Source organism: Thermomonas fusca DSM 15424, assembly GCF_000423885.1.
Lineage (GTDB): Bacteria > Pseudomonadota > Gammaproteobacteria > Xanthomonadales > Xanthomonadaceae > Thermomonas > Thermomonas fusca.
Window position 1 is genome coordinate 27000 of record NZ_AUIV01000001.1, and the last position, 11686, is coordinate 38685.

At 69.5% G+C, this 11686-nt stretch carries 10 protein-coding genes; 6 read left to right on the plus strand and 4 right to left on the minus strand.

Annotated elements, in window-relative coordinates; genetic code table 11:
* Positions 1–27: 27 nt before the first annotated feature.
* Positions 28–1242: a prephenate dehydratase gene (pheA, locus tag G582_RS0100115; protein WP_038052247.1), complete on the minus strand. Its 1215-nt coding sequence runs from the start codon at positions 1240–1242 to the stop codon at positions 28–30.
* Positions 1235–2335, minus strand: coding sequence for a 3-phosphoserine/phosphohydroxythreonine transaminase (gene serC, locus G582_RS0100120; RefSeq protein WP_028838086.1), 1101 nt, complete (start codon positions 2333–2335; stop codon positions 1235–1237). The genes pheA and serC overlap by 8 nt, the downstream gene beginning before the upstream one ends.
* Before the next feature lie 185 nt (positions 2336–2520).
* Here serC and G582_RS0100125 point away from each other — a divergent pair, with 185 nt between their 5' ends.
* From G582_RS0100125 to G582_RS0100135, 3 genes are all read left to right on the plus strand, one after another.
* Complete coding sequence (locus tag G582_RS0100125) at positions 2521–3678, plus strand: efflux RND transporter periplasmic adaptor subunit (RefSeq protein WP_028838087.1); 1158 nt, start codon at positions 2521–2523, stop codon at positions 3676–3678.
* 12 nt (positions 3679–3690) lie between these two features.
* Positions 3691–6855 carry an efflux RND transporter permease subunit gene (locus G582_RS0100130; protein WP_028838088.1) on the plus strand — a complete coding sequence of 1055 codons (3165 nt, stop codon included), beginning with the start codon at positions 3691–3693 and terminating at the stop codon, positions 6853–6855.
* 106 nt (positions 6856–6961) lie between these two features.
* Entirely contained in the window at positions 6962–7573 is a 612-nt protein-coding gene (locus G582_RS0100135; RefSeq protein ID WP_028838089.1) for a TetR/AcrR family transcriptional regulator, read from the plus strand.
* A gap of 30 nt (positions 7574–7603) precedes the next feature.
* Here the strand turns inward: G582_RS0100135 and G582_RS0100140 are convergent, their stop codons facing one another.
* Entirely contained in the window at positions 7604–7876 is a 273-nt protein-coding gene (locus G582_RS0100140) for a polyhydroxyalkanoic acid system family protein (protein ID WP_028838090.1), read from the minus strand.
* A 93-nt stretch (positions 7877–7969) separates the two neighbouring features.
* Between G582_RS0100140 and G582_RS0100145 the strand changes: the two genes are divergently transcribed.
* Positions 7970–8755, plus strand: a complete 786-nt coding sequence (locus G582_RS0100145; protein ID WP_028838091.1) for an FHA domain-containing protein — start codon at positions 7970–7972, stop codon at positions 8753–8755.
* A gap of 48 nt (positions 8756–8803) precedes the next feature.
* Here G582_RS0100145 and G582_RS0100150 read toward each other — a convergent pair whose 3' ends face one another.
* Positions 8804–9523: a DUF8198 family protein gene (locus G582_RS0100150; protein ID WP_028838092.1), complete on the minus strand. Its 720-nt coding sequence runs from the start codon at positions 9521–9523 to the stop codon at positions 8804–8806.
* An 86-nt stretch (positions 9524–9609) separates the two neighbouring features.
* Here G582_RS0100150 and G582_RS0100155 point away from each other — a divergent pair, with 86 nt between their 5' ends.
* Both G582_RS0100155 and G582_RS0100160 read left to right on the plus strand, forming a co-directional pair.
* Positions 9610–10875, plus strand: coding sequence for a patatin-like phospholipase family protein (locus G582_RS0100155; protein ID WP_028838093.1), 1266 nt, complete (start codon positions 9610–9612; stop codon positions 10873–10875).
* 75 nt (positions 10876–10950) lie between these two features.
* Positions 10951–11607: a phasin family protein gene (locus G582_RS0100160; protein ID WP_028838094.1), complete on the plus strand. Its 657-nt coding sequence runs from the start codon at positions 10951–10953 to the stop codon at positions 11605–11607.
* The last annotated feature ends 79 nt before the right edge of the window (positions 11608–11686 follow it).

The window sequence follows — 11686 nt, forward strand, 5'->3', positions numbered from 1 at the left end:
CCTGCGGCGAAAGGGAGGGAGCAGAACCTAGAGAATCGCCACCGGATAGGAACCCAGCACGCGCACTTCATCGCCGGCCGCGTTGATTTCTGCCAGCGCGTCCTTCAGCGGCGACTCCTCGCAGTGGCCGGCCACATCGATGAAGAACGCGTACTGCCACTTGTGCCCGTGTTCGGGGCGCGATTCGATCCGGTTCATGCTGATGCCGCGGCGCGCCAGCGGCTCCAGCACGCCGTACAGCGCGCCGGGACGGTCGCGGATGAATACCAGCAGGGAGGTGCGGTCGTTGCCCGACGGCGGGAACGGCTGCCGGCCGATCACCAGGAAGCGGGTGGTGTTGTCGCTGCGGTCCTCGATCGGGCCGGCGATCTTGCGCAGGCCGTACACCACCGCCGCGGACTCGCCGGCGATGGCCGCCGAATCGTCGGCATTGCGCGCGCGCCGCGCGCCCTCGGCATTGCTGGAGGTCGGGATCCTCTCCACCCCCGGCAGGTGGGTGCGCAGCCAGCCGCCGGCCTGCGCCAGCGCCTGCGGATGGCCGAAGATGCGTTCCACGTCCTCCAGCCGCCCGCTGCGCGACAGCAGGTACTGGTGCACGCGCAGCTCCACCTCGCCGCAGATGCGCAGCGGCGAAGTCAAAAACAGGTCCAGCGTGACCTGGATGGTGCCCTGTCCGGAGTTTTCCACCGGCACCACGCCGAAGTCGGCGCTGCCGCTGGCGACTTCCTGGAACACCTCCTCGATGCTGCCCAGCGGCAGCCCATGCGCGGAGTGGCCGAAATGCTTGTAGACCGCCTGCTGGCTGAAGGTGCCCTCGGGGCCCAGATAGCCGATCTTCAGCGGTTCCTGCTGGGCCAGGCAGGCCGACATCACCTCGCGGAACAACCGCACCAGCACATCATCGGCCAGAGGGCCGTCGTTGCGGTCCACCACCCGCCGCAGCACCTGCGCCTCGCGCTCGGGGCGGTAGTAATCCACCGCTGCGGCCAGCTTGCCCTTGGCCCTGCCGACCTGCTGCGCCCAGTTGGCACGCTCGGCGATCAGCTGCTGGATCTGCAGGTCGATGCCGTCGATCTGCGCGCGTACCTGCGCCAGGTCGAGCCTGGTTTCGGCGACAGCCGCAGGCTTCTTCGCCAGCTTCTTCGCAGGCTTTTCCGCGTGCTTTTCCGCGGGCTTCCTGACGCGCTTCTGCGCGAGCTTGCTCGACGTGGTTTTCGTCGTGGTCGAAGTCTTCTTAGCCATGGGCCTGCTGGAACTCCCGCATGAAATCGACCAGTGCCTGCACGCCGGCTTCCGGCATGGCGTTGTAGAGCGAGGCGCGCATGCCGCCGAGCACGCGGTGGCCCTTCAGTGCTACCAATCCCGCCTGCTTGGCTTCGTCGAGGAAGACCCTGTCCAGCGCCGGATCGTGCAGGAAGAACGGCACGTTCATGCGCGAACGCGCGCCCGGCGCCACCTCGTTGCGGTAATAGCCGCCGGAACCATCGATAGCGGCGTACAGCAGCGCCGCCTTGCGCGCGTTGCGGCGGGCGAACTCGGCCACGCCGCCTTCGTCCAGCATCCACTTCACGGTCAGCCCCAGCACGTACCAGTTCCAGCTGGGCGGGGTGTTGAGCATCGACTCGGCCTTGGCCTGCGCGGCGTAGTCGAAGATCGGCGCGCGCGGCTGGCCGCTGCGCTGCAGCAGGTCACGGCGCACGATCAGCACGCTGATGCCGACCGGGCCGAGGTTCTTCTGCGCGCCGGCATAGATCGCGCCGAACTTCGCCACGTCCAGCGGCTCTGAGGCGATGGAGGAACTGAAGTCGGCGATCAGCGGCGCGTTGCCGGCTTCGATGGCTTCGGAAAAACGCGCGTCCCGCCATTCGACCCCGTGGATGGTTTCATTGGCGGTGAGGTGGACATAGGCGGCATCTGGCGACAGCTGCCAGTCGGCGCGCGCCGGCACGTCACGGAAGCCGCCGGCTTCGCTGCTGGCGGCGGTGCGCGCGTCCACGCAGTGCGCGGCCTGCCGGATCGCGGTCTTGCCCCAGTGGCCGCTGACCACGTAGTCGCAGGCCTGGCCGGGCGTGGCGAAGTTCAGCGGCAGCAGCGCCTGCACGGTGGTGGCGCCGCCGGCGGCGAAGACCACCGCGTAGTCGTCGGGAATGGACAGCAGGGTGCGCAGGTCGGCCTCGGCCTGCTGCGCCACCGCAATGAAGTCCGGGCCGCGGTGGCTGATTTCCAGGATCGACGCACCGCAATCGCCGAACTCCAGCATCGTGGCCTGCGCCTGGCGCAACACGGGTTCCGGCAGCGTCGCGGGGCCGGGGCTGAAGTTGTAGGCGCGTGACATCGGCGATCCGGAATTTGCGAAGGGTCTTCGGAGTATGCCGCACTGCAGCACGCACGCACCGTTGATTTCCATTGCAACAAGTCATGTTCCCCTGTCGCCTTTGACATAAAGAGAATGATCGTTCATTCTTAACATCTTTCCGAAATCCCGCCGCCGCAAGGCGGCCCTCCCCTCCAAGGCCCCCCATGCCCAGCTTTCGTCCGCGCGCCGCGTTGCCACTGACGTTGATCGCCGTTGCCCTTGCCGTTTCCGCCTGCGGCGGCAACGCGCCGCCCGCCGCCGCGCAGATGCCACCGCCGGAAGTGACGGTGGTGACGCTGAAATCCAGCGACGTGACCCTGAGCCGCGAACTCACCGGCCGGGTCACCCCGTCGCTGATCGCCGAGGTGCGCCCGCAGGTCACCGGCATCGTCCGCCAGCGGCTGTTCACTGAAGGCGGCAGCGTCCGCGCCGGCCAGGCGCTGTACCAGATCGACAACACCGCCTTCCTCGCCGACCGCAACGCCGCCGCGGCGCAGGTGGTGCGGGCGCAGGCGGCCTTGACCACCGCCAGCCTGAAGGCGGCGCGCTCGGCCGAACTGGCGAAGACGCAGGTGATCAGCAAGCAGGACAACGACAATGCGCAGGCTGCGCTGCGGCAGGCGCAGGCCGAACTGCGCGCCGCCCAGGCCGGGGTCCAGGGCGCCAACGTGCCGCTGGGCTTCACCCGCGTCAGCGCGCCCATCAGCGGCAAGATCGGCCGCTCGGCGGTGACTGCCGGCGCACTGGTGAACGCCGGCCAGCCCGCCGCGCTGGCCACCATCCAGCAGCTGGATCCGATGTACATCGACCTCAGCCAGTCCAGCGCCGAGTTGCTGCAGCTGCGGCGCGAAACGGCGGCCGGCAACCTGGCCAGCACCGCCGAGGTGCCGGTGGGCATCGTGCTGGAGGACGGCAGCCGCTACGCCCACGCCGGAAAGATGAGCTTCGCCGAAACCACGGTCGATCCGACCACCGGCAGCTTCATCGTGCGCGTGGTGGTGCCCAATCCCGACCAACTGCTGCTGCCCGGCATGTACGTGCGCGCCGTACTCGCCAACGGCGTGCGGCGCAACGCGCTGCTGGTACCGCAGCAGGGCGTGAACCGCGATCCCAAGGGCCAGGCCAGCGCGATGGTGGTGGATGCCGAGGGCAAGGCCGCGCTGCGGCAGGTGACGGTCAGCCGCACGGTCGGCGCCAGCTGGCTGGTGGAAGATGGCTTGAAGCCGGGCGACCGGGTGATCGTCGAGGGCCTGCAGAAGATCCGGCCCGGCGCGCCGGTACGCGCGGTCGAGCAGGGCGCGCCCGCCGCGTCGGCCAAGTAAGGGGGCCGCGCCATGGCACGTTTCTTCATCGATCGCCCGATCTTCGCCTGGGTGATCGCGATCCTGATGATGCTCGCGGGCATCGTCTCGCTGCGCAACCTGCCGGTGGAGCGCTATCCCTCGATCGCGCCGCCCACCATCAGCGTCAGCGCGATCTATCCCGGCGCCTCCGCCAAGGTGCTGGAGGACTCGGTGACCCAGGTCATCGAGCAGCAGATGAAGGGCCTGGACGGCCTGATCTACATGGCCTCCAACAGCTCCGGCGTGGGCCGCGCGGAAATCCGGCTGACGTTCGAGAACGGCACCGACCCCGACATCGCCCAGGTGCAGGTGCAGAACAAGCTGCAGACCGCGATGCCGCTGTTGCCGCAGGAAGTGCAGCGACAGGGCGTGGTGACCTCGAAGGGCTCTGCCGGCTTCCTGATGGTGGTCGGGTTCGTGTCCGAGGACGGCAAGCTGGGCCGCGACGACATCGGCGACTACATCGTCTCCAACGTGGTGGACCCGCTCAGCCGCGTGCCCGGCGTGGGCAACCTGCAGGTGTTCGGCTCCAAGTACGCCATGCGGATCTGGCTGGACCCGGGCAAGCTGGATGGCTACAAGCTGACCGTCGCCGACATCCTGTCCGCCCTGCAGGCGCAGAACGCGCAGGTCGCGCTGGGCCAGCTGGGCGGCGCGCCGGCGGTGGAAGGCCAGCAGCTCAACGCCACCATCAACGCCCAGGACCGGCTGCAGACCCCGGAACAGTTCCGCGACGTGATCGTGCGCGCCAACCCGGACGGCTCCACCCTGACCCTGGGCGACGTGGCCAGGGTCGAGATCGGCCCGGAAACCTACGAGTTCGTGGCCCGCTACAACCGCCAGCCCACCGTGGGCGTGGCCATCTCGCTGGCCACCGGCGCCAACGCGCTGGACACCTCCGACGCGGTCAACGCGCGGCTGAAGGAACTGGAGCCCTACTTTCCCGCCGGGCTGAAGACGGTGGTGCCGTTCGACACCACCCCGTTCGTGCGGGTATCGATCAAGAGCGTGGTGCAGACGCTGGTCGAAGCGATCGTGCTGGTGTTCCTGGTGATGTACCTGTTCCTGCAGAACTTCCGCGCTACCCTGATCCCCACCATCGCGGTGCCGGTGGTGCTGCTGGCGACCATCGCCACGCTGTACGCGCTGGGGTTCTCGATCAACATGCTGACCATGTTCGCGATGGTGCTGGCGATCGGCCTGCTGGTGGACGACGCCATCGTGGTGGTGGAGAACGTCGAGCGGGTGATGGCCGAGGAAGGCCTGCCGCCGAAGGAAGCCGCACGCAAGTCGATGGACCAGATCACCGGCGCGCTGGTGGGCATCGGCGTGGTGCTGGCGGCGGTGTTCGTGCCGATGGCCTTCATGTCCGGCTCCACCGGCATCATCTACCGCCAGTTCACCGCCACCATCGTGACCGCGATGGGCTTCTCGGTGATCGTGGCCATCGTGCTGACCCCGGCGCTGTGCGCCACCCTGCTCAAGCCGATGAAGACGGGCGAGCACCACGTCCACGCCGGCGGGCCGCTGGGCCGCTTCTTCGACTGGTTCAACACCCGCTTCGACCGCGGCAGCGCGCGCTACCAGCGCGGCGTGAAGGGCATCCTGCATCGCCCCGGCCGCTTCATGGCGGTATTCGCCGCGCTGCTGGTGGCGATGGGCCTGATGTTCCTGCGCCTGCCCAGCTCGTTCCTGCCCGACGAGGACCAGGGCGTGCTGATGGCGATGGTGCAGGCGCCGGTGGGCTCCAGCCAGGAGCGCACCCTGCAGGCGATGTACAAGATGGAGAACCACTTCCTCGACCAGGAAAAGGACAACGTCGAGTCGGTGCTGATGGTGCAGGGCTTCAGCTTTGCCGGCGCCGGCCAGAACACCGGCATGGCCTTCATCAAGCTCAAGGACTGGAGCGAACGCACCACGCCGGAGTCGCAGGCCAGCGCCATCGCCGGCCGCGCGATGGGAGCGCTGATGCAGATCAAGGACGCGATGATCTTCGCGTTCTCGCCGCCGCCGATGCCCGAGCTGGGCACCTCCGCCGGCTTCACCCTGATGCTCAAGGACAACGCCGGGCTGGGCCACAAGGCCCTGCTGGACGCGCGCAACCAGCTGCTCGGCATGGCCGCGCAGAGCAAGCTGCTGGCCAACGTGCGCCCCAACGGCATGGAAGACACGCCGCAGCTGCGGGTGGACGTGGACCCGGCCAAGGCCGAGGCACTGGGCGTGCCGGTGGCGGCGATCAACCAGACGCTGGCGGTGGGCTGGGGCGGCGCCTACGTGGACGACTTCATCGACCGCGGTCGGGTCAAGCGCGTCTACCTGCAGGCCGAATCGTCCTTCCGCATGGTGCCGGAGGACTTCCTGAAGTGGTCGGTACGCAACCGGACCGGCGAGATGGTGCCGTTCTCCTCCTTCGCCACCACCCGCTGGGAATACGGCTCGCCGCGGCTGGAGCGCTACAACGGCGTGCCGTCGATGGAGATCCAGGGCCAGGCCGCCGCCGGCGCCAGCTCCGGCGAGGCGATGGACGAGATGGAGGCGCTGGTGGCCAGGCTGCCGGCAGGCATCGCGCTGGAATGGACCGCGATGTCCTATCAGGAACGGCAGGCCGGCTCGCAGACCGCGATGCTGTACGCACTGTCGTTCCTGATCGTGTTCCTGGTGCTGGCCGCGCTGTACGAAAGCTGGAGCGTGCCGACCGCGGTGCTGATGGTGGCGCCGCTGGGCATCCTCGGCGCAGCGCTGTTCTCCAACCTGCGCGGGTTCGAGCGCGACGTGTACTACCAGGTCGGCATGTTGACCACCATCGGCCTGACCAGCAAGAACGCGGTGCTGATCATCGAGTTCGCAAAGCAGAACCTGGAAAAGCACGGCATGCACCTGATCCCGGCGATCATGCACGCCGTCCACGACCGCCTGCGTCCGATCATCATGACCTCACTGGCATTCGGCCTGGGCGTGCTGCCGCTGGCCATCGCCAGCGGTGCCGGCTCCGGCGCGCAGCAGGTCATCGGCACCAGCGTGCTGGGCGGCATGATCGTCGGCACCGCGCTGGGCGTGTTCTTCATCCCGCTGTTCTATCTGGTGATCGAGAAGCTGTTCGACGCCCGCCACCGCAGCGACCCGGAAACCGAGCCGGGCGACGGCAGCCCGCCGTGACCGCATCGCCGCGTCCGGTGGCCGCACCGCTCCGCCACACCCGCACGCGGGGGCGCGGGCGATTGCTGTACCGTGCGCTGCTTCCACGTCGCAGCCAAGCCCGCCCATGAACACCCCGCGCCCCCGCAGCAGCAAGGCCGAAGCGCGTACCCAGGCGCAGCGCGAACGCATCCTGCAGGCCGCGCAGCAGTGCTTCATCGAGCACGGCTTCCACGCCGCCGGCATGGCGAAGATCGCCGAAACCGCCGGCATGAGCCCGGGTCTGATCTATCGCTACTTCGAGAACAAGGGCGCGATCATCCAGGCCATCGTTCAGCGCCAGCTGGACCTGGTGCGCGAGGACATCCGCCTTAACCGCAAGGTCGATCTAGCGAAGGAGCTGGCCGACACCTACGGCAGCCAGCGCCATGCCGACGGCCGCCACCTCAGTGCACCGCTGCTGCTGGAAGTATCCGCCGAGGCGACCCGCGATCCGCAGATCGCCGCGGCGGTGCAGCACTTCGACCGCCAGCTGCGGCAGTCGCTGCAGGAATGGCTGGGGCGCGACAAGCAGGCCGGCGGTCCCGGCATCGCAGCGCAGGACATCCCCAAGCGGGTGCTGGTGCTGCAGCTACTGTTCGAAGGCATGCGCCTGCGCGAAACCCGCGAACCGGATCTCGACCGCACGCTGCTGGAAGACGGACTGCGCGAGGTCATCGCGCACCTGCTGCAACCCTGACCGGCGACGCCGCGCGGGCGCCGCCGGCGCTCAGAACCGTTCCTGCAGCACCCGCTTGATCTCCGCCTCGATCGGGTCCTTGAACATCGCCGCCAGGAAGCCGAGCTTGGCGAACACGTGCAGCCCGCCTTCCTCCAGCGCGATGTGGCCGTCGATGCCGGAGCGCGAGAAGTTCAGCATGTCGCCGTCCCAGCCGCAGTCGACCTGGAACCGTTCCTGCAGCTTGCGTGCAACCTCTTCCACCGCCTTGCGGGCTTGCGGCTTGGGCAGGGCATGGGCGTGGCGGATATCGATGCGGGACATGGCAATGGCAGTGGCGGGTGTTGCCGCATTCTGCCGCGTGCAGCGGCGCGAGAACAGCCGGGGCGGCGCCAGCGCGTGCTAGATTCCGCGGCGATGAACGACCTGCACCTGCGCTTCTGCGATGGCCGCCAGCCCGACCTGCCCCTGGAGCCAGGCGTGCATGCGCTTGGCCGCACTGCCGTCGGGCTCGGCCCGGTGGCGGCCGGCGGGCCAGCGCTGCTGCAGCTCTGCAACGACCGCCGCGGCATCTGGATGACCGTGACGGAGGGCATGCGCGGCGTCCATGTCAACGGCCGCCCGGTACAGCAGGTGGCAATGTTGCGCGCCGGCGACAGCATCCATGCCGACGGCAGCGAACTGCTGCTGTACGCCGCCAACGACGACCGCACCCCGTCGCCCTCCACGTCAGCGGTGCGCGACCCGGCCGGCAACCTGCGGATGGTGCTGCGCGGTGTCGGCGGCCCCTACCACGGCCGCTGCATCAGCCTGGATCGCCCGTGCCATGTCGGTAGCGCCGCGGCTGCCGACCTGCGCATCGAAGGCGCCGGCATCGCTGCCGAGCACGCGCTGCTGGAAGCCGGCAACGGCCAGGCGCTGCTGCGCAATGCCGCCGCCGACGTGCTGGTCAACGGTCGCCCGCTGCGCCAGGCAGTCCTGCACAGCGGCGACCAGATCGCGTTCGGCGTACAGCACCGGTTCGTACTGGAAGGCCCGCCGCCGCCAGCCGCCGAGCAGCCGCGCACGGCGCCGCCCACCGAGGCCGATGCCCCGCCCGTACCGCCGCGCCGGCGCTGGACGCAGGGCGTACCGTGGCTGCTGCTGGCCGCGCTGCTGCTGGCCGCCGCACTGACCGCGCTGCTGGTCTTCGGCGCACGCTGATCCGGCCACAGCCGGTCCGCAGATGAAGGGGCGCTGCTGGCGCCTGCGTCAGCCGCCGCCGAACGGATCGCGATCGCCGGCGAACAGCCGCTGCATCGCCATCGTCTCGCTGCGCCGGATATCGCCGAGGAAATCGCCGACATCGCCCAGCCCGGCAAACGCCGCGCAGCCGCGCTCGAGGAAGGACTGCAGCGCGCCCAGCCCCGCTGCCCGCGCCGGCAGCCGCGACAGCCGCAGCAGCGAATGCACGCCGGGCAGCCGCAGGGCCTCGGCCAGGCCCTGCCCTACTTCATCGATCAGTTCGATCTGCCGCCGGCGCAGCCGCGGCAATCCCACCCACCGGTAGGCGCGCACATACAGCACTACGTCCAGCGCCCGTTGGCGCGGTGACAGCGCCTGCAGCGCCTCGGCCATGCGCAGGTCCAGCGCATGGCTGAGCGCCGCCAGGACGACGCCGTCGGCCACCGTTTCCAGCAGCGCCGCCGGGAGCAGCCGCTGCATCATCGGGATCACCCGCGCGATGTCGGCGTCACGGCGGCTGAAGTCATGGTCGCCATAGACGTCGGTCAGGAAGAACCGCGCCGCCGGACGCCGCGCCGGGTCGCGCAGGAAGACATCGAAACTACGTTCCAGCCGCTGCGCCTGCCATGCCTGCAGCGGCTTCAACCAGGCCAGATCGTTGCGCGGCTCCAGCGCCCGGTCGAACAGGCGCTGGTGCAGCGCCAGCCGGCGTGCCAGCCGGGAATGCAGGTCGGTGCGTGGTTGCATGGGCGCAGTGTCGGCGCGCGCCGGTTCCCGACGCAATACTCAAGGACGCTCCGCTACACTCGGGGAAACCCGCAAGAGCCGCCCGCATGCTGTCCCTGCACGCCGCCAACGCCCCCCGCCCGACCCATGATCCGCCGCGGATCGGGCTGGCGATCGCGGGCGGCGGGCCGGTCGGCGCGATGTACGAACTGGGCGCACTGCGCGCGCTGGACGAAGCCTGCGACGGCCTCGACCTGACCCGGCTGGACTGCTACGTCGGGGTCAGCTCGGGCGCGTTCTTCGCTGCCGGGCTGGCCAACCGGATGGACACCGCCGAGCTGTGCCGGATCTTCATCAGCGGCGACAGCGAGGACGTGCAGTTCCGCCCGGAGACCTTCCTGCGCCCGGCGCTGGGCGAATACCTCAAGCGCGCCGCAGCCACCCCGCAACTGGCCGCGCGGCTGCTGCGCGACGTGTGGTCGGGCCGCACCGATTCGCGCTGGTCGGACCTGCTCAACCGGGTCGGCAGCCTGGTGCCCACCGGGCTGTTCGACAACGCCGAGGTCGAGCGCTTCCTGCGCGACGTGTTCTCGCGCCACGGCCGCAGCAACGACTTCCGCAAGCTCGACCGCGCGCTCTACGTGATTGGCGTCGACCTGGACAGCGGCGAGGCGGTGCGCTTCGGCGATGTCGGTTGGGACGAGGTGCCGATCTCGCGTGCGGTGCAGGCCAGCGCGGCGCTGCCGGGGCTGTATCCGCCGGTGGAAATGGCCGACCGCGCCGGCCGCACCCGCCATTTCGTCGACGGCGCCCTGCGCCGCACCATGCATGCCTCGGTGGTGCTGGACCGCGACGTCGACCTGATGCTGGGCATCAATCCGCTGGTGCCGTTCAATCCCGGCAAGGACGCCAGCGAGGACGCGCAGGCGCACCGCTTCAGCGACCGCCGCATCATCCAGGCCGGCCTGCCCGGCGTGCTGTCGCAGACCCTGCGCACCATGCTGCAGTCGCGCATGCAGGTGGGACTGGCGCGCTACCCGCAGCAGTACCCGGGGATCGACCAGGTGGTGTTCGAACCCAATGCCGCCGACCGCGAGCTGTTCTACACCAACATCTTCAGCTTCTCGGCGCGGCGGCGGATCTCGCAGCTGGCTTACCGCAACACCCTGACCGACCTGCGCGAACGCCGCGCGCAGCTGGAACCGGTGCTGGCCCGCCACGGCATCACCCTGCGCGAGGAGGTGATCGCGGACCGCCCGCGTTCGATCCTGGCGCATCTGCCGCCGGCGCCGCGCGTCACCGACGCCACCGCCCAGCTCACCCACGCGCTGGACGACATCGAACACAGCCTGCGCCGCCGCGGCATGGTGTGAATGCTCTAGACGGCCGTCCGATCCTGCGCTGCAATCCTTATCACGCATGCGTCGCCACGACGCGGGGAGTACGCCATGGCCAAGCTCAAGAAGTCCGCCGCAAAGACCGCACGCAGCACCACCCGCAAGGCCGGCACCAGCAAGGCAGGCACCGGCAAGCCGCGCGCCAGCATCAACCCGAAGTCGATCACCGAATCGGCGCAGCAGATCTGGCTGGCCGGGATGGGTGCGTTCAACCGCGCGCAGTCCGAGGGCAGCAAGCTGTTCGAAACCCTGGTGCGTGACGGCCTGTCGCTGGAGCAGACCGCGCGCAAGTTCGCCGGCCACCGCGCCACCGTGGTTCGCGACGCAATGGAAGGTCACGTCGATCAGGCCCGCGAACGCGCCGCCGACACCTGGGACAAGCTGGAAAAAGTGTTTGAGGAGCGCGTGCAGCGCGCGCTGGTGAAGCTGGGCGTGCCCGGCCGCGATGACCTCAACGCCCTGACCGATCGGGTGGAGCGCCTGACCGATGCGCTGCGCAAGTCCGGCGGCAGCATGCCGGCGCGCAAGCCGGCCAAGCCTGTCGCCAAGACCAAGCCGGCCGCCCGCAAGCCGGCCAAGGCCGCGGGCAAGGTCGCCAAGCCCGCCGCCAAACCCGCCACGAAGAAGACCAGCAAGGTCGCCAAGGCTCGCAAGCCGGCCAAGGCGCCCGCACCCGCCGCCGCCAGCAGCGACACCGGCAACGCCTGATCCCCCTGCGCTGGCCGGGTCCTCGGGCCGCCGGCCACGCGTTCGCGACCAGCGCTTACGGCCACCCCGCCCAACTGCA

Bases quoted from the DNA above. Each gene is read 5' to 3' on its own strand.
- G582_RS0100125 (WP_028838087.1), top strand. From the start codon at position 2,521: ATGCCCAGCTTTCGTCCGCGCGCCGCGTTGCCACTGACGTTGATCGCC.
- serC (WP_028838086.1), bottom strand. From the start codon at position 2,335: ATGTCACGCGCCTACAACTTCAGCCCCGGCCCCGCGACGCTGCCGGAA.
- G582_RS0100155 (WP_028838093.1), top strand. From the start codon at position 9,610: ATGCTGTCCCTGCACGCCGCCAACGCCCCCCGCCCGACCCATGATCCG.
- G582_RS0100160 (WP_028838094.1), top strand. From the start codon at position 10,951: ATGGCCAAGCTCAAGAAGTCCGCCGCAAAGACCGCACGCAGCACCACC.
- G582_RS0100145 (WP_028838091.1), top strand. From the start codon at position 7,970: ATGAACGACCTGCACCTGCGCTTCTGCGATGGCCGCCAGCCCGACCTG.
- G582_RS0100150 (WP_028838092.1), bottom strand. From the start codon at position 9,523: ATGCAACCACGCACCGACCTGCATTCCCGGCTGGCACGCCGGCTGGCG.
- pheA (WP_038052247.1), bottom strand. From the start codon at position 1,242: ATGGCTAAGAAGACTTCGACCACGACGAAAACCACGTCGAGCAAGCTC.
- G582_RS0100130 (WP_028838088.1), top strand. From the start codon at position 3,691: ATGGCACGTTTCTTCATCGATCGCCCGATCTTCGCCTGGGTGATCGCG.
- G582_RS0100135 (WP_028838089.1), top strand. From the start codon at position 6,962: ATGAACACCCCGCGCCCCCGCAGCAGCAAGGCCGAAGCGCGTACCCAG.
- G582_RS0100140 (WP_028838090.1), bottom strand. From the start codon at position 7,876: ATGTCCCGCATCGATATCCGCCACGCCCATGCCCTGCCCAAGCCGCAA.